The organism is Henriciella pelagia (assembly GCF_002088945.1).
GTDB lineage: Bacteria > Pseudomonadota > Alphaproteobacteria > Caulobacterales > Hyphomonadaceae > Henriciella > Henriciella pelagia.
The window spans coordinates 659,090-677,423 of the sequence record NZ_NCSU01000011.1 but is presented as its reverse complement, the minus strand read 5'-3'; the positions used below and the strand labels follow the sequence as shown (position 1 = coordinate 677,423).

17 protein-coding genes and 1 tRNA gene are annotated in these 18,334 nt (G+C 60.2%); 13 read left to right on the top strand and 5 right to left on the bottom strand.

Features of this window, described 5'->3' with window-relative positions:
* Positions 1-28 precede the first annotated feature (28 nt).
* A complete protein-coding gene (locus B8746_RS12690) occupies positions 29-3,082 on the bottom strand; it encodes a TonB-dependent receptor plug domain-containing protein (protein WP_158084628.1) in 3,054 nt (1,017 codons plus the stop codon).
* A 339-nt stretch (positions 3,083-3,421) separates the two neighbouring features.
* Positions 3,422-3,496: transfer RNA gene (locus tag B8746_RS12685), tRNA-Thr, on the bottom strand.
* A gap of 74 nt (positions 3,497-3,570) precedes the next feature.
* Between B8746_RS12685 and B8746_RS17260 the strand changes: the two genes are divergently transcribed.
* From B8746_RS17260 to B8746_RS12660, 6 genes are all read left to right on the top strand, one after another.
* A complete protein-coding gene (locus B8746_RS17260) occupies positions 3,571-3,711 on the top strand; it encodes a hypothetical protein (RefSeq protein ID WP_188657360.1) in 141 nt (46 codons plus the stop codon).
* The gene (locus tag B8746_RS12680) at positions 3,711-4,919 is read left to right on the top strand and encodes a cytochrome P450 (protein WP_084394018.1); all 1,209 of its coding nucleotides are present in this window, start codon (positions 3,711-3,713) and stop codon (positions 4,917-4,919) included. The genes B8746_RS17260 and B8746_RS12680 overlap by 1 nt, the downstream gene beginning before the upstream one ends.
* Before the next feature lie 66 nt (positions 4,920-4,985).
* Positions 4,986-6,266, top strand: coding sequence for a UDP-N-acetylglucosamine 1-carboxyvinyltransferase (gene murA / locus B8746_RS12675; RefSeq protein ID WP_084394017.1), 1,281 nt, complete (start codon positions 4,986-4,988; stop codon positions 6,264-6,266).
* A 14-nt stretch (positions 6,267-6,280) separates the two neighbouring features.
* A complete protein-coding gene (locus tag B8746_RS12670) occupies positions 6,281-6,742 on the top strand; it encodes a DUF2948 family protein (RefSeq protein WP_084394016.1) in 462 nt (153 codons plus the stop codon).
* Positions 6,742-8,049 carry a histidinol dehydrogenase gene (gene hisD, locus B8746_RS12665; protein ID WP_084394015.1) on the top strand — a complete coding sequence of 436 codons (1,308 nt, stop codon included), beginning with the start codon at positions 6,742-6,744 and terminating at the stop codon, positions 8,047-8,049. The genes B8746_RS12670 and hisD overlap by 1 nt, the downstream gene beginning before the upstream one ends.
* Positions 8,042-8,524: a UPF0262 family protein gene (locus B8746_RS12660; RefSeq protein ID WP_084394014.1), complete on the top strand. Its 483-nt coding sequence runs from the start codon at positions 8,042-8,044 to the stop codon at positions 8,522-8,524. The genes hisD and B8746_RS12660 overlap by 8 nt, the downstream gene beginning before the upstream one ends.
* 2 nt (positions 8,525-8,526) lie before the next feature.
* Here the strand turns inward: B8746_RS12660 and B8746_RS12655 are convergent, their stop codons facing one another.
* Positions 8,527-9,540 carry an HWE histidine kinase domain-containing protein gene (locus tag B8746_RS12655; RefSeq protein WP_158084627.1) on the bottom strand — a complete coding sequence of 338 codons (1,014 nt, stop codon included), beginning with the start codon at positions 9,538-9,540 and terminating at the stop codon, positions 8,527-8,529.
* A 196-nt stretch (positions 9,541-9,736) separates the two neighbouring features.
* On the opposite strand from B8746_RS12655, the gene infA reads away from it, so the two are divergent.
* Both infA and B8746_RS12645 read left to right on the top strand, forming a co-directional pair.
* Positions 9,737-9,955 (top strand): translation initiation factor IF-1, encoded by a 219-nt coding sequence (infA, locus tag B8746_RS12650; protein ID WP_084394245.1) that lies wholly within the window; start codon positions 9,737-9,739, stop codon positions 9,953-9,955.
* A 1-nt stretch (position 9,956) separates the two neighbouring features.
* Positions 9,957-10,547 carry a Maf family protein gene (locus B8746_RS12645; RefSeq protein ID WP_084394012.1) on the top strand — a complete coding sequence of 197 codons (591 nt, stop codon included), beginning with the start codon at positions 9,957-9,959 and terminating at the stop codon, positions 10,545-10,547.
* A 16-nt stretch (positions 10,548-10,563) separates the two neighbouring features.
* Here B8746_RS12645 and B8746_RS12640 read toward each other — a convergent pair whose 3' ends face one another.
* Positions 10,564-11,430, bottom strand: coding sequence for a fimbrial biogenesis chaperone (locus B8746_RS12640; protein WP_084394011.1), 867 nt, complete (start codon positions 11,428-11,430; stop codon positions 10,564-10,566).
* Between the two features lie 146 nt (positions 11,431-11,576).
* Here B8746_RS12640 and B8746_RS12635 point away from each other — a divergent pair, with 146 nt between their 5' ends.
* The 5 genes from B8746_RS12635 (at position 11,577) to B8746_RS12615 (ending at position 15,042) form a co-directional block, all read left to right on the top strand.
* Positions 11,577-12,299, top strand: a complete 723-nt coding sequence (locus B8746_RS12635; RefSeq protein ID WP_084394010.1) for a protein tyrosine phosphatase family protein — start codon at positions 11,577-11,579, stop codon at positions 12,297-12,299.
* Between the two features lie 76 nt (positions 12,300-12,375).
* On the top strand, positions 12,376-12,684 hold the full coding sequence (locus B8746_RS12630; protein ID WP_084394009.1) for a hypothetical protein: 309 nt from the start codon (positions 12,376-12,378) through the stop codon (positions 12,682-12,684).
* Positions 12,685-12,754: 70 nt separating this feature from the next.
* Entirely contained in the window at positions 12,755-13,030 is a 276-nt protein-coding gene (locus B8746_RS12625; RefSeq protein WP_084394008.1) for a hypothetical protein, read from the top strand.
* Between the two features lie 113 nt (positions 13,031-13,143).
* On the top strand, positions 13,144-14,034 hold the full coding sequence (locus tag B8746_RS12620) for a hypothetical protein (RefSeq protein ID WP_084394007.1): 891 nt from the start codon (positions 13,144-13,146) through the stop codon (positions 14,032-14,034).
* A gap of 39 nt (positions 14,035-14,073) precedes the next feature.
* Entirely contained in the window at positions 14,074-15,042 is a 969-nt protein-coding gene (locus tag B8746_RS12615) for a hypothetical protein (RefSeq protein ID WP_084394006.1), read from the top strand.
* A 219-nt stretch (positions 15,043-15,261) separates the two neighbouring features.
* Here B8746_RS12615 and uvrA read toward each other — a convergent pair whose 3' ends face one another.
* Positions 15,262-18,195 carry an excinuclease ABC subunit UvrA gene (uvrA, locus tag B8746_RS12610; RefSeq protein ID WP_084394005.1) on the bottom strand — a complete coding sequence of 978 codons (2,934 nt, stop codon included), beginning with the start codon at positions 18,193-18,195 and terminating at the stop codon, positions 15,262-15,264.
* Between the last annotated feature and the right edge of the window lie 139 nt (positions 18,196-18,334).

The window sequence follows — 18,334 nt, the reverse complement described above, 5'->3', positions numbered from 1 at the left end:
CCGGTTTTCTACAGTTCCAGGCTGAGCCTTAGAATTCCTTGGTGAGCTGCAGGAAGACGCTGCGGCCAAGGATGTCGTAACCTGCACCTGCCGGCACGTTGCCGATCAGGGTTGGGTTCCAGGCATTCTGGTCGACCAGTGGTGGATCCTCATCGAAGAGGTTACGCACACCGATCGTCGCGTTGAACGTATCGCCCGTGTACTCCACCGAGAAGGTGCTCAGGAAGTAATCGTCGATCGCCGAAACGATAGATGTCGTCGGAACGCGCGCACCGTTTGGCAGCGTGTAGTCGCGAGCGTCTGGTGCGGTGCCGAACAGTTCGCCATCTTCTGCGTAGCGATCCGCATCGACGGCACCGATATACTGCAGGCCGTAGAAGAACGAGATCGGTCCGGTTTCGAGACGTGCGTTCAGGTTGGCGCGCCATTCCGGGAAGCCAGTGTCACCAACGAAGTTCTGAACCGGCGAGTCAGAGAAGACCTGATTCTCGACCTTGTCGGAGTAGGTGGCAACCGTATCTGTCGTAAACGTCCAGTCACGACCCGCAAGGGAGAAGTCAACATCCGTGCGGAGGTTGATGTCTATACCTGACGTGCCGAAGCCAGAGAGGTTGAACGGCGTGATGTTGACCTCTGCCAGAGCGCCTGTGTTCGGGTCGCGAACACGCTGCTGACAGAATGGGTCGTTCGGGAACGAAGTCGACGTATAGCACTGACCAAGAATGAAGGATGTGCTTGGAATGACCGGTGCGTCTTCAACTTCGATGTCGTAGTAGGTCACGCCCAGAGAGACGTCGAACGCGTCAGTGAACGGCTGTTCGAACACGAAACCAGCAGTCCAGGCGGTCGAGGTCTCAGGGTCGAGGCCAACATTACCTGCGCGGAACGTCTCGATGGAGGAGACGCCAGCTAGGCCACGGCTGAATGGATCAACGCCCTCAGCCTGACAGTTCGAGATCACGATGGCCTGACGGGTGTCATTGGTCGGATCGTAGATTGGCGGCGTGCCTGGGTCGTTGTCGTGGTCCACGCGGGCAGCAATTGGAACCACACAAGGGTCATTGTTGCCGCTGGTGAATCCGGACTGGCCACCGAGGAAGAGTTCACGCAGGCCGGGTGCACGGAACGACGTACCATAGGTGCCGCGGATCGTGAAGTACTCGACCGGGCTATAGCCGATCTTGCCGGAGTAAACGAACTCGTTGTCGAAGAACTCGTGGTTTACGAAACGGCCGGACAGGTTGACGGTGAGGTCTTCGACACCCGGCCGATCAGCCAGAAGCGGAAGCTCGACTTCGCCGTATGCTTCCCAGATGCCGACCTGGCCGGTCGAACGGCGGTCAGCGAAGAAGCCTGCAGCACCGCCGGTTGCAGCAATGGTGTCCGTACCGGAGTCGAGACCGTCCTCACGGTATTCGAAACCGATCACGCCGCCGGCTTCACCGCCTGGCAGGTTGAACAGTGGACCCGTGGCAAAGCCGCCAAACAGCATCTGGTCAACCTTGGTTGTGACCGAACGCTCACCCGTGATGTAGTCAGCTTCGCGCTGGGTAGCGAATTGCGGGTTGGTGTTCGAGTACAATGATGGGGCGAACAGGTCGATTGGCACACAAGTCTGCTGCGAGTCGAAACCGAAATTGTCCGGGTTCGGATTGCCGCAGACCAGTGTTCCGGTGCCGTCGTCACGGGTCGTTGCGAGCGAGAGGTAAAGGCGCTCCTCAAGAACGGCCGGGCGAACCGAGTCGCCCACCGACCGTGAATACTGACCGAAGATGTCATATTCCCAGTTGTTCAGGAATGGCACGAAGTCGAGCGCACCGCGCAGACCGCCGGTGAAACGGGTCTGAGTGATGTCGACATCAATATTTGAACGCTTGATCGGCGAAAAGATAACCGGCGTCGCGTTGATGCCGAACGCACCGAACGGGTTTGTTGGATTGTCGGCTGACACAGTCGGGAAGAGCTGGCCGTGGAAACCATTGCGGACGAAAGTCTGGCTGTTCGCGTAGGACATTTCCATATAAGCATTGGTGTCGTGGCCGAAGATTTCGACATCACGGTCGCCAAGACCATACACGTTGAAAATCGTCTGTTCCGGGATCAGGTTGTCGTTGGCTTCCATGAGGCTTGCGCGCGTCAGGTAGGTATTGGACGTCTGAGCCGGATTTGGACGGAACCAGCCCGGGATGATTTCCGGACCTGTGCCAAATGGCGTGGTCAGCGTGATGAATTCAGCGGCTCCAACGGCACCACCACACAGCTTGTAGGTCGAGCCGTCATCGGCACGCTCATAGTCGAAAGAACAGGCGACGCCATTGTCGTCGTATTGCCAGTCGCGGTCCTTGAGGTAGAGGGCTTCCTGAGCGCGGTACTCGGCGGAGAGGACGAATTTACCCTCGTCACCGGTGGCGCCCATGATGACGCTGTAACGCTCGGTCTTGCCGCCGTCTTCCAGCGGTTCACGATTGAAGCTCTGGAACGCGATGCCATCGAATTCATCCCGCAGGATGACGTTCTGCACGCCGGCAACAGCATCGGAACCATAGATCGAGGACGCGCCGTCGAGGAGGGTTTCCACGCGGGCGATCATCGAAGACGGGATGAGATTGATGTCTGGAAGCTGTGGAGCGCCCTCCACACCGGCTGGTGCAAAGCGCCGACCGTTAACGAGGACCAGTGTTCGGTCCGAGCCGAGGCCGCGAAGGCTGACGTTGGACGCGCCTGGGCCACCATTGGTGACGAATGCGGAGTTGACGTTCGTGTCGAGCTGGACACCCTGAACCGACGTACCCGATTTCAGGATTTCAGACGAATCGATGAGACCGGCTTCGATTGCGGTTTCGCCGGTAAGGACCTGCAGAGGTGCAACGCTGGTGAAGCTGTCGCGGCGCAAACGCGAGCCGGTTACGACAACGCGTTCCTGACGGGCTTCGTCGTCTGCTTCAACTTCCTCGATGACGACGATTTCGTCTTCATCCGTCTCTGCATCCTGGGCGACGGCGGCGCCGGCCCAGATGCCGCCTGCAACGCCCGCCAGAAGCGTGGTCGCAAACAGCTTTTTCTTCCAGATATCTTGGGTCAAATTGACCTCCTCCTTAAGCGCCGCAGCGACTGGCATTGCTGCCAGACGCTGCGGCCTTCCCTGACAAATTTATGAGACTGATCGACGCCCGAGCAGCTCTGTCTGGCACGCTATTCGCGCGCCAAAGATTGCGTCAACCTGAATATGACCAATTTGTTATGTCCGGGTGAGAAAGGGGCGAAACTGTGGCATGAGGGACACATATGCCTCTCGCTACCGGTTTTGGCGCAAGACTTGTTTTCGTTTGTGCCGGTTTGAGGAGACAGGCTTGCCTGCAAAAATTGTAGTGGTCTCACGCCAACAGGTGGGGCAAAGCGCTGCTGTGTCTGAGGAAAAAGCTGGTGCCGCGAGACAGAATTGAACTGTCGACCTCATCATTACCAATGATGCGCTCTACCACTGAGCTACCGCGGCGTATAAGCTGGTGGGGTGCCCTTAGCTCAAGCCGGGAATGATGAAAAGACCGTTTCGGGAGGATCACTGAACAAATGGCTGCAAAAGACAGTGAGAAAGCGCGTGAAGAGCGGCTGAAATCGGCCCTTCGCGATAATCTGAGACGACGCAAGCAGGCCGCCCGGAAGGCCAAGGAGGCACCGCCGCCGGACCGGGGGTCCGGCGATCACGGCTGATGCGGTTCCTTGACCTCACGAGCCAGGACTATCTGCGGGCACCGCATGAGCAGCTGCTCGCCGCGATGGAAGAGGGCCCTTGGGCGCAGACGAAACTGCCCTTTATCGGGCGCCTCAAACTCCTGCTTGGTCATGCCGAATGCCAGGCGCTTCTGAAGGATCAGGACAAATTTGCTGTCGATGCGCGCAATGCGGGGCACAAGAGTGCCTTCGGGCTGCGCTTCCTGCCCAGATCGCTGAAGATCATGGCGAGCAATCTTCTTACCATGGATGATCCTGACCACCGGCGGCTGCGGGGGCTTGTTGACGAGCCGTTCCACCGCGTGGCGATCGATGTCCAGAGGCCGGTCATCCGCGAGACGTGTGAGGAGATTGTCGAGACGATGCTGCGCACGGGCGCGCGGGACCTTGTGACGGGGCTATGCCGCGAACTGCCGCAGCGTGTGATTTTCGACCTGCTTGGCTTCAGCCGGGACGCACGCACCCGATTGCAGAATGTCATGGCGGGGATCGCCGGCAGCACATCTGCCTTCGCGATGATTCGGGCCGTCATGAAGCTGAAACCGGCGCAGGCAGCGATGCGCGAGGAATTTGAACGCGTGCGCGCTGAGCCGAGACCGGGGCTGGTGTCAGAACTTGTCCATGCCGGCGAAGACGGTGAGAAGATGAGCGATGACGAGCTGCTGGCCATGGTGTTCGTTCTTTTTGCAGCGGGGCAGGAGACGACATCCCACTTCATTTCGTCGGCGGTGTGGACGCTGCTGACGCAGCCCGGCAAGGCCGACGAGTACCGCGCCGGTGACGAAGACGCTCGCGGCGTCGCCGTCGATGAGCTGATGCGCTATTGCACCCCCGTCCAGATGACCAAGCCGCGTCACCCGCGGGCGCCCCTCATGCTTCATGGTCAGGCGCTGCAGCGCGGAGAGAGGGTGCTCGCCCTGCTGGCTTCAGCCAATGTTGACCCGCGTGTTTTCGATAATCCCGCCGAACTCGACCTCAAGCGGCGGCCAAACAGGCATCTGGGGTGGGGCGGCGGACCGCACATCTGCCTTGGCCTGCATCTCGCCCGGGCAGAGGCGCAGGCTGCGTTCGACTGTCTGTTCGACCGCTTTCCGGGCCTTGCAATAGATGGCGACCCGAATGCGCTGAAATGGATCCCGCGCGCCGGAATTCGAGGGCTGAAAAGCCTGCCATTGCGTTTTCAGTAAGACTTGTGACGCCTCAGCCGCATTCCTGCCTTTTCCGCGCCGACAACAACACTATAACGGCTCGCCATGGACAGACTCAAAATCTCTGGCGGGAAACCGCTTTCCGGGACGATCCCGATTTCCGGCGCGAAGAACTCAGCGCTGAAGCTCATGGCGGCTGCCTTGCTGACGCCGGAGCCGGTCACGCTGACCAATATGCCGAACCTGGCCGATACGCGCTTTCTCTCTCAGCTGCTCTCGACACTCGGGGTCGAGGTCTACTGGCCGAAGGGAGATGCGACCTGTCACCTGAACGCGGCGGAGCTGACATCGACCATCGCGCCTTATGAACAGGTGCGGAAGATGCGGGCGAGCTTCAATGTGCTGGGTCCACTGCTGGCGCGCTATGGTCATGCGACGGTCTCGCTGCCCGGCGGATGTGCGATCGGGGCGCGGCCGGTGGATCTTCATCTGAAGGCATTCGAGGCGATGGGCGCTGACCTGCTGGTCGAGCAGGGCTATGTCAAAGCGGCGGCCATTCACGGGCTCAAGGGCGCGCATATCGTCTTCCCGTTTGTCTCGGTCGGCGCGACCGAGCACGCCATGCTGGCAGCGACGCTCGCCAATGGCGAGACCGTGCTGGAAAACGCTGCGCGCGAGCCGGAGATTGCCGATCTTGCCGACTGCCTGAATTCCATGGGAGCGAAAGTGTCCGGTGCGGGAACGGCGACGATAACGATCGAAGGCGTGGAGAAACTGCACGGCACGACGCATGATGTGATGGCCGACCGGATTGAAGCTGGCACCTATGCCATGGTGGTTGCGGCAGCGGGCGGAGACGTGACGCTGACCAATGCGCCGGTGGCGGCGCTGAGCGCGGTCAACCATGCGCTGCGCAATGCCGGTATCATTGTGGACGCCGACAAGGATGCAAGGACGCTCCGCATCCAGCGCAACGGTTCAAAGCTCAACGCAGTGAATATCGACACCGCGCCGCATCCCGGCTTTCCGACGGATATGCAGGCACAGTTCATGGCGCTGATGTCGCTGGCCGATGGCACATCGATCATTCGCGAGAATATCTTCGAGAACCGCTTCATGCATGCGCCGGAACTGTCACGGCTGGGGGCCAATATTTCGGTGCGCGGTCATGAGGCAATCGTGAAGGGTGTTGATGCGCTGAAGGGCGCACCTGTCATGGCGACTGACCTGCGCGCGTCTGTCTCTCTTGTCATTGCCGCGCTCGCTGCCCAAGGTGAAACTGAAGTCAGCCGCATCTACCATCTCGATCGCGGCTTTGAGAGGCTGGAACAGAAGCTTACCGCGGTTGGCGCAGATGTGCGCCGCGTGAGCGCCGAGGAAGAATAGGGGCTGATGAGCCAATGGCAGAGTCAAAGCCGCTCAGGCTGATTGCAGAAGATGCAGACGATCTCACCGTGATCTCGGCGAGTCTGCAGGATTCTGTCACAAAGGCCGAAAACCTGAAGTTCGAGGCTCGCCGCAGGCGATTTGCCATCGAGCTCAATCGCTTCCGGTGGGAAGAGGCGACCGGCATAAGGGCGCTCGGCCCAAAGACGCGGATACGCTCGCTACTGGCGATTGACGGCGTGCTGTCAGTGAAAGCGCGCGGGATCAGCCGGACGGCTGATCCCGACATGGTGTATTCGCTGCTCAGCCTCAGCTTCACGCCCGATGACGAGCCGCCCGGCGGCACGCTGACGCTGATGTTTGCCGGTGACGGCGAACTGGTGCTGAAGGTCGAGGCGCTGGATGTGACGCTGCTCGACAGTGATTATGAATGGACCACACGCCACACGCCCAGCCATGAGCGGAGGCGCCGCTGATGGCGCGCTGGATCGACGCCACGGCCCGCGATTTCGATGATGTCTTTCAGGCCTTCCTGAAAGAGCCGCGCGGCGCTGTCGAGAATGTCGCCGAGACCGTGCGGGAGGTTATCAGGGATGTACGCGAGAATGGCGGCGAGGCCGTTGCGCGCTACACCTCGCAATTCGACCGGCTGGTTCTCGACCCGACAACACTGCAGTCGGACAATGTCGATCTTCATGCGCTTGCGGCTGGCTGCCCGGCGGATTTGAAAGAGGCGATCGATTTCGCGGCCGCACGTATTGCGGCCTATCACGAGAAACAGCGTCCGGACGACCACCAGTTCACTGACGATGCGGGGGTTGAGCTTGGCTGGCGCTGGACGGCGCTGGACAGCGTCGGCGTTTACGTGCCTGGCGGACTGGCCTCGTATCCGAGCTCCGTCCTTATGAATACGGTTCCGGCCAAGATTGCCGGGGTAAAACGGGTTGTGATGACGGCACCCGCGCCGGGCGGACAGCTATCTCCAGCTGTGGCCTATGCTGCGCTCAAGGCAGGGGTTGATGAGTTTTACCCGATCGGCGGAGCGCAGGCGGTTGCCGCGCTGGCCTTCGGGGCCGGGCACCTGAAGCCGGTCGACAAGATTGTCGGGCCCGGAAATGCCTATGTCGCCGAAGCAAAGCGCCAGGTTTTTGGCGTGGTGGGCATCGACACGATCGCCGGTCCCTCAGAAATCCTGGTCATCGCTGACGAGACGGCAAACCCCGACTGGATTGCTGCGGACCTGCTCAGCCAGTCTGAACATGACGCATCTTCACAGTCGATTCTGATAACTGTGAACAAGGCTGTGGGCACGTCTGTGGATAAGTCTGTGGAAAAGCAGTTGAAATCTTTGTCCACAGAATTGCGCGCACGCGAAGCATGGAATGCGCACGGTGCGATAATTTTAGCACGGTCTCTCGAGCAAGCTGCTGAAATTGCTAATGAAATTGCAGCCGAGCATCTGGAGCTCGCAATTGCAGACCCCGACAGCCTGCTGCCATCCATCCGCCATGCGGGGGCTGTGTTTTTAGGTCATCACACACCTGAGGCATTGGGGGATTATGTAACGGGCTCAAACCATGTGCTGCCGACCAGCCGGGCCGCGCGGTTCAGCTCCGGTCTCGGGCTTTATGACTTCCTGAAGCGGATGAGCGTCCAGCGCGCCGGCAGGGAAGGGTTCGGGGCGCTGGCACCTGCTGCGCTACGCCTGGCCGAAGCAGAGGGCCTTCCGGCGCATGCCCGGTCGGTGTCCATTCGAACGAATGAAGGCGGAGGTCATGGCTGACAACCGTCTCATCTCCGTCGAAATCGATGAGGAGACGCTGAGCAGCAGTGGCCCGGACGCTGAGCATGAGCGCCGCGTCGCCATATTCGACCTGATCGAGGATAACAGTTTCGGCGTCATCGACCATGATGGCGGGCCGTATCTGCTGCGCCTGTCGATGATGGAGCGCAAGCTGGTGTTTCAGGTCCGGTCGGAAGAGGGCGAGGATGTGCACACATTCATCCTGTCCATTTCGCCTTTCAGGGGAATTATCCGCGACTATTTCCTCATCTGCGAGAGTTATTACAGCGCCATCAAGACTCAGTCTCCGCACCAGATCGAAGCGATCGACATGGCGCGGCGCGGCATTCACAATGAGGGCTCAGAGCTGCTCGCCGAGCGGCTTGAAGGCAAGATCGAGGTGGATTTCGACACGGCGCGGCGGCTGTTCACGCTGATCTGCGCCCTGCATGCGGGACAGACGCGGGCACCTTAAGGCTAGATGTTCCGAAGAGCGGACCGGGCGGCAATCGGCAGCGGCACAACGGTGCGAACGAGCAGGCCTTCATCGCGGTAGACGCGCTCCACCTTGATATTGGGCATGAAGTCCGTGAGTTGAGTGCCAAAGCCCGTCTGCGTCGGTTCTGTAATTCCGCTCAGTCCGGTTTCGGACCATTCCACGGCAAGCGTCTGAGCTGACAGGTCCACCTGCCAGGAAACGTGCAGCCGACCGTTCGGGTCGCTGAAACATCCATATTTGGCGGCATTGGTGGCAAGTTCGTGGATGATCATGGAGCCATCCTGGCTCGACTTCGGTCCGAGCAGGACCTCGGGACCCGTCATCTTGATGCGGTCGGATCCGACGCCGCCATATTGCTCGAGTTCGTGTTCGAAGATGTCGCTGAGCAGGAGGCCATCCCAATTGGTGTTCGACAGCGCCGAATAGGTCCGGCTCATGGCGTTGAGGCGGGAGCTGAACTGTTCGCGGAATTCGTCAATGTCGCGCGATCCCTGGCCGGCCAGGGACGCAACGGCCTGAACGACGGAGAAAAGGTTCTTCACCCGGTGATCGAGCTCTGCGGCGATCATCAGGTTTTTCTTGCGCAGCGCTTCGGCGTCGGTGATGTCTTCGGCGTTCTGGATGATATAGGCGACTTCTCCATCGGCCCCGTAATAGGGCGTCTGGACGCATTGCCAGCATTTCTCGCTGGTTGATCCATCAGATCGGGTGAGGAGGAAATACTGGCGCTCGAGACGGGTGATCTCACCCTTGAGCGTTTCCAGAAATTTAGCTTCAACCGTCTGCATGCGCTCTTCCGTATCCGGAAAACTGGCAAAGATATGCTTGCCTAAGATTTCCGACAGGTTGCGTTCGACTGTCTGCATGTAAGCGGGGTTGGCATACACGATGTGCAGGTTGCGATCCATCACCATGTAAGCGGACGGGATGTTGTCGAGCAGCTTGCGAAAGTTGAGGTAGACGGCCTCTGGTGGCAGGCCTTTGTGGGTCAAAACCATCTCAAGCATTCGTATCCGTTCTCGCAGCTTCACAACCAGAAGTAATCACAAATGGTATCCAAGCGGTTATCGACGCTACGTATTGCTCCCGTTGTGATGATAACGACTTGCTCTTCGAGGTGACGAAAGTTACGAACCGCCCCTATATATGCGCCGCGGAACCGATTCCGCGGCCGATACAGGAGTGCCAATGGCAAAAGAAGAACTAATCGAGTTCAACGGAACGATCATGGAGCTGCTTCCAAACGCGACGTTTCGTGTGAAGCTCGAAAATGATCACGAGATTATCGGCTATACGGCCGGCAAGATGCGCAAGAACCGCATCCGTATCCTGACGGGCGACAAGGTGCTCGTCGAGATGACCCCCTATGATCTGACCAAGGGCCGGATCACCTACCGTTTCAAGTAGGATGGCCGAGACGCGCGCGCCTCTGGTGCTGGCGAGCGCGAGCCCGCGGCGACGACAACTGCTCGAATTGGCCGGAATCCGGCCAGACAGCGTCGCTCCCGCCGACATTGACGAGACCCCTCTCAAAAATGAATCGCCAAGAGAGCTGGCCGACAGGCTGGCTCGCGAGAAGGCGCGTGCGGTCCATGCGCCCGGCCAGTTCACGCTGGGCGGTGACACGGTTGTGGCGCTTGGCCGGCGCATGCTGCCCAAGGCGGAAAGTGATGAGGAGGTCGCAGACTGTCTTCGTCTCCTCTCCGGCCGGGCTCATCAGGTCCTCACCGGCATCAGCGTGATTGCGCCCGATGGCAGGCAGTCGGTGCGGGTCGTGACGGCGCGGGTCGTGCTGAAGCGGCTTACGGATGAGGATGTTGCTCGCTATGTCGCGTGCAGGGACGGAATCGGCAAGGCGGGCGGTTACGCCATCCAGGGGCCGGCGGCAGCGCTCATCAAGAGCATCAACGGCTCCTATACGGCGATTGTCGGTCTGCCGCTCTATGAGGCCGTGTCGATGCTGGAGGGGCTTGGCTATCGGCGCGACGCTGCGCGTTAGAGCCTGCTCCCCGGTTTTATTCCTGTTCTAGCACAGGCGCTGCGTCCTGCAGGGCAAGCCTGGCATTGGTGACTGTAAGGGGCGCCGAATACGTCTTGACCGGCATCGCGCCTTCCGCCGACTGAGGCGCAAAGATGTTCTCGAAAGATACGGTCACTTGCGGATTGGCGGGAAGGGGGGCTGTCACGGGCGCTTCGAATTCGCGCACGGTGCCATCGAGAACCACAAGGTTCGAAATCGGGATGCTGACACGCTTGCCTTTGCCTTCAATGAGGACATTGCCTTCAAGACGCGCATGGGCGTTGCCTGTGTTCTCGATCATCAGGTTGATGACCTGATTTCCCTGGGACGTCAGCGAAAAACGGGCATCGCGGACGGCTGGGCTGCTCACCGCCGGGGCGGCGGTCAGATAGAACAGGCTCGCAATCTGGAACTTGCGCCAGAGGCCGGACTGTCCGGCCCGGCTGTCCGGCAGGAGTGTCGAAGCGAGCAGGGCAAACCGGTGGTCGCCTGGGCGTTCAAGCTGGGCCGGCACAATAATATCGACAATGACCTGCTGGCTTTCGCCGGGCTCAAGCGTCACGAAGGCGGGGCTGAAACGGGCCCAGTCGGATGCGGACTCCGCGCGCTCTCCGGGCGGGGCGAGCTCGATCTGTCCGTTGCGGTCGAGGGTCCAGTCGGCGAGGCCGAGAGTGAGCGAGACCGTCTTTCCCTGATCGACGTTAGCAATGTTGATGACCTGGCGCTGGCGGGTGCCGGGTTCTGCTGCCATTTCGATGGTGGTCGGTTGCAGGCCGACACCGAAGCCATGCGCGACGGGCACTGCCATGAAGGCAGCAATGAGCGATGCAATACAGGCGCGAGACGCAGAAAGGAAAGTCATCTGTCGGATCCAGGGCGCTCTTGGCCGAAAACTCGAACCTGAAAGCTAGCGAACCGAGGTTACCGCTTTGTTTAGGCTGGCGTGGCAGACTGGACTGCCTGCGGGGCTCGCTTGCCTTGTCTGGAAGGCTTCGATAGGCGCTGTGCATGACGCAAAACGATCAGACCCCTGGCCCAAAAAAGCGCAAGAAGAAAAAGGCGCCGCACATCGCGGCTGATCTCAGCGATCCGAAGGGGCGCGAGCGCGCAGAGCGGGAACTGGTGCTCGGCGATCATGGCTTCCTGCGCGAGAGCTTCCAGAACCTGCACCAGATCAGCCCGGAAATGTGGCGGGCCAACCAGCCCAATCCGCGTCAGGTCCGTGAACATGCAAGGCTGCGCGGCATCAGAACCATCATCAATCTGCGCGGCGAGAGCACCAAGGGCTACTACCTGCTGGAGAAGGAGGCCTGTGAGGCGGAAGGGGTCACGCTTGTCGATTTCCAGGTGTTCTCGCGCGATACGCCCAAGGTCGAGACGATCAATGCCGCGCGGGAGCTGTTCGACACGATCGATTATCCGGCGCTGATGCACTGCAAGTCCGGCGCGGACCGGGCGGGCCTGATGAGCGCCCTCTACATGATCTTCCGGCAAGGCATGCCGGTGGCCAAGGCCATGCAGCAATTGTCGGGCAGGTACCTGCATGTGAAATCCGGCAAGACCGGTATGCTGGACGCCTTTTTCGACGCCTATCTGACCGACACGAAAGACACGCCGAAGCCGTTTCTGGACTGGGTCAATGAGGATTATGATCCTGCTGAAGTGAAGGCCGCTTTCCTGAAGACATTCGGCAACAGGTTCCAGCTGGATCGCCTGCTCAGGCGTGAGTGAGCCGTTTTTTTCTGGCCAGCCTGCGAAAATCGTGAAAACCTCGCCTCTGTAATCGAATGAGGAAGGGGTTCGCCCAATGAAAAATATCGTTTTTGTCTCAGCGACCTTGTTTGGTCTCGCGGCCTGTGGTGGCGGCGGAGGCGGCAATCGCGCCGCGCTGGTCGATGCCTGCATGGAAGATGGCTCGACCGAACAGGCAACCTGCGAATGCATGGCGGACTCTGCAGAAAAGAACCTCAGCAACGACCTCTATGGCAAACTCGCCAAGGCCGCCAAAGAGGGCGAAGAAGCCGCAGAATCGATGATGGAAGACCTCACGCCTGAAGAGCAGGGGCAGTTCATGTCGTTCGCGATGCAAGCCGCGATGACGTGCGGCGCAAGCTGAGCTAAGTTACTTCGGGAAGGTCGGCCGCACTGACGACCTGCCTTCCCATATTGGTTGAAAGGGGACACCCATGAAGTTCTTTATCATCAACAGTTTCCGGTCGATGGTCTACGTCGCTTATATCGCGATCATTGTCGCCGGTATCCTGATGGGCGTGTACCAGCAGGGTGCGTTTGCAGGCGACCTGCTTGGTCTCGAAGGTACACCGGCCCGTGCCGTGGAGATCGCCATAGGTGCACTGGTCGGCTGGATCGCTGCCAGCCTTGTCTGCGGCCTGATCGTGACGCTGCTCGACATTCGCGACGACATCAATGATCGCCTTCCGGACGCCCGGCGCGACGACTGATTGTCAGCGCTGACACATTCTGAAGCCGGGGCGGGCGCAGGCTCGTCCCGGCATCTCTTTGGCAGCCAGGCCTGTTGCGAAACTGGCGAAACGACGCCAGAACACGGCTGATCATGACAGCCGCTTCCCTTTCAACGTCCTCTCTCACACGTGACACGCTCGGCCATGCCCGAAAGGTGTCGCTAAGTACGCTGCCTGCGCTGATCCTGTTTGTAGTGGCGGTGGGCATGCAGAGCTATTTCAATACGATTGCGAGCCATGGCGGACAGCTGATCTTCCTGTGGATGCTGACGGGGCTGATCACCGTCTTTGTCGGCTGTTTCTGGTCAGCTGACATGTATCGGAAGCTCCTGCCGGAGGCGGGCACGCGCAGTGTCATCTCGGACGCGATCCGGCTATTCCTCGCCAATCTGGCGGTTTACGGGCTGTATTTCGTCCTGCTGTTCCTGCTGACACTTTTCTTTTCGATCCTTGCTGGCGTGCTCATCGGCAGCACGGGGTATGACCCGTCCGAGACCCTCGATTCCACCGAGGCTGTATGGGAGTCGATCCGCGCCCTGTCTTCCTCGGGCGGCGCTGTGGTGTTGTACCTTCTCCTCCTCATTGCGGCCGCAGGGCTGGTCTGGCTCGGCCTGCGGCTGTTTCTGTTCGGTGTCGCAACGGTTGCGGAACGCGACCTCACCATCTTCCGCAGCTGGCCGTGGACGTCGAAACATGTGTCGCGTATCGCGCTGCTCTGGATTTTCCTGCAGCTCATTCCCTGGCTGATCCTGACCCTGGCTGCCACCGGCGTGATGTATGCGATGGGGTTCGAGGGTGTCTTCTCCTTCTATACCGGCGCACCCCCGGACGCCGATGCCAGCCGTGCCATCCTTCGCGGCGTTTCGACCGGTGTTGCCATGCTGGTGACGGCACCGTTCTACTGGCTGGGCCATGGCCTCGCCGTAGCGCTTTATCAGCGGCTCGCCCCCAACAGAGTTGACGCCGAGAGCACATTCGGCTGATCTGTTCGTGGCGCCATAGAAACCCGGGACGTTCGCGCCATGCTCAATCAATTCAGTTTCAACAATGCCGTCCTGCACTTTGCCAGGGCGAATGGCCCGCGCGGATTTATCTGGAAATACCTGCTGGCCTATGCGATTGGCGCGGTCCTGCTCGTCGCGATCGGCTACATGCTGTTCAGGCCCTTCTTCAATATCTGGTTCGACGTCTTCATCAATGTCGCCTCCGGCACGAGCGAGGCGGACATGGAGCGCCGCTTCGTGCGCCAGATCACGCAGATTATTGGCTGGCTGGTCTTTTCCTATATCGCGATGATTGTGCTGGGCGTCCTGTTCTGGGCGGTGTTCGAGGCGGCGATACAGAGGCGGTATGTGCGCGAGGAGGGGTTCCGCATCCGGCTTGGCGCGGACGAATTCAGACTGATTGCAGTCGGCTTCATCTGGATCGCCTTCATGGTGGTGGGACAGATATCGACCGGTGTCCTGACCCTCGCTGTCGCTAGCCCGATCATCAATGCGGTGGATGATGCGGCCATAGGCGCTTTGGTCGGTTTTGGCTGCATGATCGCTTTTGGCATGGTCTGGCTGTGGATGGCTGTGCGGCTCGCGCCAGCCTCCGCCATGACGATCCGCGATGGCAAGATCACCTTCTTCGGGGCGTGGGGCGCAACGAAAGGCCGGTTCTGGGCGATGTCTGGCGCATATGTCGTGCTAACCGTCATGATCTGGATCGCGGCCTATTTTGTCTGGACCGGTATCGGCGCGGCGATGATCGCTGCACTGACAAACCAGGTGCTCGCGCTCGAACAGGCCGCCAGTGAGAACAATCCGCTGAAGATGTTTACCATCATCATGAGCTTTGACGTGCTTGGCCCGATCAGCATGGCTTTCCTGACGGGCCTGCTGTCACAGGGCTTCTTCATCTATATGTGGGCGGGGCCGGCAGCGCTCGCGGCCAAGACCGATCCGCGCGGCGGCGGTGTGGCGCAGGCGCCCGATGTGTTTGCCTGAGGCCCCACCACGGGCCCTCTCCAGAGGGGAGGGCAATGATCGCAATCGTTTCGACCAACCGCCCGCCAGTGGTTCGACTTCGCTCACCCTGTCGGGCTATTTCTGACGTAACGCAGGCCGACACGGTGAGCGAAGTCGAGCCATCAGGCCGCCAGGCGTCACACGAGCACCTTGGCACGCTGTCATCCTCCTCCCCTCTGGGGAGGCACGGGGTGGGGATCATTCCGCCGCCTGTTTCGCCTTTGCCTTTGACGCGCTGCGCTTGATCTTGTTGCGGGCAGCGCGGCGTTCGTCCTGGCGGCGGAAGGTCTCGGCGAGGAATTTTCCGGTCCAGCTGTCTTCGACGGCGGCGACGTCTTCCGGGGTTCCGGTGGCGACGATCCGGCCGCCGCCATCGCCGCCTTCGGGGCCGATATCGATGATGTGGTCGGCGGTCTTGATGACATCTAGATTGTGCTCGATGACGACGACGGTGTTGCCGGTATCGACCAGCTCATGCAGCACTTCCAGCAGCTTGCGGACATCCTCGAAATGCAGGCCGGTTGTCGGCTCATCGAGGATGTAGAGCGTCTTGCCGGTGGCGCGTTTGGAAAGCTCCTTGGCGAGTTTTACGCGCTGGGCCTCGCCGCCGGAAAGCGTCGTCGCCTGCTGGCCGACCTTCACATAGGAGAGGCCGACGCGGTTCAGCGTTTCCATCTTTGACTGGATGGCCGGGACGGCGGAAAAGAATTTCTCGGCTTCCTCGACCGTCATGTCGAGCACATCAGCGATGGATTTGCCCTTGTAGAGGACTTCCAGCGTCTCGCGATTATAGCGCTTGCCGTCACAGGTCTCGCAGGTGACGTAGACATCCGGCAGGAAGTGCATCTCGATCTTGATCACGCCGTCGCCCTGACAGGCTTCGCAGCGTCCGCCCTTCACATTGAAGGAAAAGCGGCCGGGCGCATAACCGCGCGCCTTTGATTCAGGCAGGCCGGCGAACCAGTCGCGGATCGGGCCGAAAGCGCCGGTATAGGTGGCCGGATTGGAGCGCGGCGTGCGTCCGATGGGCGACTGGTCGATATCGATGACCTTGTCGAGATGATTGAGGCCCTCAATGCTCTCATAGGGCGAGGGGGCCGCCGAAGCGCCGTTCAGCTTGCGGGCGAGCGCCTTGTAAAGCGTCTCGATGATCAGCGTGGACTTGCCGCCGCCGGAGACGCCGGTAATCGCCGTGAACGTGCCGAGCGGTATGGTAGCGTCGACATTCTTGAGATTGTTTCCGCTCGCGCCCTTGATGGTGAGGGAGCGGGATTTCTTCGACAGGCGGCGCTTTGCCGGGATGGCGATCTCTTCCTTGCCGGACAGGAAGGCGCCGGTCAGGCTGTCGGGATTGGCGATGACGTCTTCGGGCGTGCCCTGGGCGATGATTTCGCCGCCATGGACGCCGGCGCGTGGCCCCATGTCGATGACATGGTCAGCGGTCAGGATCGCGTCTTCATCATGCTCGACGACGAGGACGGAATTGCCAAGATCGCGGAGGCGTTTGAGGGTTTCGAGCAGGCGTTCATTGTCGCGCTGGTGGAGGCCGATGCTGGGCTCGTCGAGGACATAGAGAACGCCCTGCAGGCCGGAGCCGATCTGGCTGGCAAGGCGGATGCGCTGGCTCTCGCCGCCAGACAGCGTGCCGGAGGAGCGCGACAGGGAGAGGTATTCGAGGCCGACCGCGTTGAGGAAGATCAGCCGGTCATTGATCTCTTTCAGGATGCGGCTTGCGATCTCCTTGTGCTGGTCAGACAACGTGTCCTCGACCTTGCCGAACCAGTCGCCAGCTTCCTTGATCGAGAACTCGGCGCTGTCGGATATATCGAGGCCGGCAATCTTGACCGCGAGGGCTTCGGCCTTGAGGCGTTTGCCATTACAGGCCGGGCAGGGCGCGGCGGACTGGAATTTTGCGATCTCGTCGCGCGACCACTGGCTCTCGGTCTCGCGGTAGCGGCGGTTGAGGTTGGGAATGACGCCTTCGAACGTCTTCTTCACTTCATAGCGGCGCAGGCCGTCATCATAGACAAAGTCGATCTCTTCATCGCCTGTTCCGTTCAGGATCACATCCCGGACGTCTTCGGGGAGTTTGTTCCAGGGCGTGTCGAGGTCAAAATCATAGTGATCGGCAAGGGCCTGCAGGGTCTGCGTCTGATAGGGCGAGGAGGAACGCGCCCATGGAGCGATGGCGCCCTTGGCGAGGGTAAGGTCCTTGTCGGGGACGACCAGTTGCGGGTCGACTTTGGACTGTTCGCCGAGACCGTCACAGGTCGGGCAGGCACCAAACGGATTGTTGAACGAAAAGAGGCGCGGTTCGATCTCCGGAATGGTGAAGCCGGAGACGGGGCAGGCGAAATTGGCAGAGTAAGTGATCCGCTTCGGCTCGGTCTCGCCGTCCTCAATGTCGGCATATTCGAGAACGGCGATGCCATTGGCGAGACCGAGCGCTGTCTCGAAGCTTTCAGCGAGGCGCTGCTCCATGCCTTCACGAATGACGATCCGGTCCACCACAACGTCAATGTCGTGCTTGAACTTCTTGTCGAGCGTAGGCGGGTTTTCGAGGTCATGGAACTCGCCATCGACCTTGACGCGCTGGAAGCCGTTCTTAAGCAGCTCGGCGAACTCTTTTTTGTACTCGCCCTTGCGGCCCCGGATCATCGGAGCGAGCAGGTAAAGCCGGGTCTTTTCCGGCAGCTCCATCGTGCGGTCGACCATTTCCGACACGGTCTGGGACTGGATGGGAAGGCCGGTGGCGGGCGAATAGGGGATGCCGACACGCGCCCAGAGCAGGCGCATATAGTCGTAGATCTCAGTGACCGTGCCGACGGTGGAGCGCGGATTGCGGCTGGTCGTCTTCTGCTCGATGGAGATGGCGGGCGAGAGGCCCTCAATGCTTTCCACATCGGGCTTCTGCATCAGCTCAAGGAACTGGCGTGCATAGGCCGAGAGGCTCTCGACATAGCGGCGTTGGCCTTCGGCATAGATCGTATCGAAGGCGAGCGATGACTTGCCGGACCCAGACAGGCCAGTCATCACGACAAGCTTGTCTCGTGGAATGTCGACGTCGACATTCTTCAGATTGTGTTCTTTCGCGCCGCGCACGCGGATCATGCGAAGGTCCGGGGAGGTCATCAGCTTTCGCCCTTGATCAGGTCTCTAAGTGTTCAAGCACATGTGTGCCCGGAGTCCAGCGTCGCGACAAGAACAAATAATGAACAAGGTGTCCAGGCGTGAGTTTGCTGCGTGCGCGGGCCCGTTGACAGCTGAATTT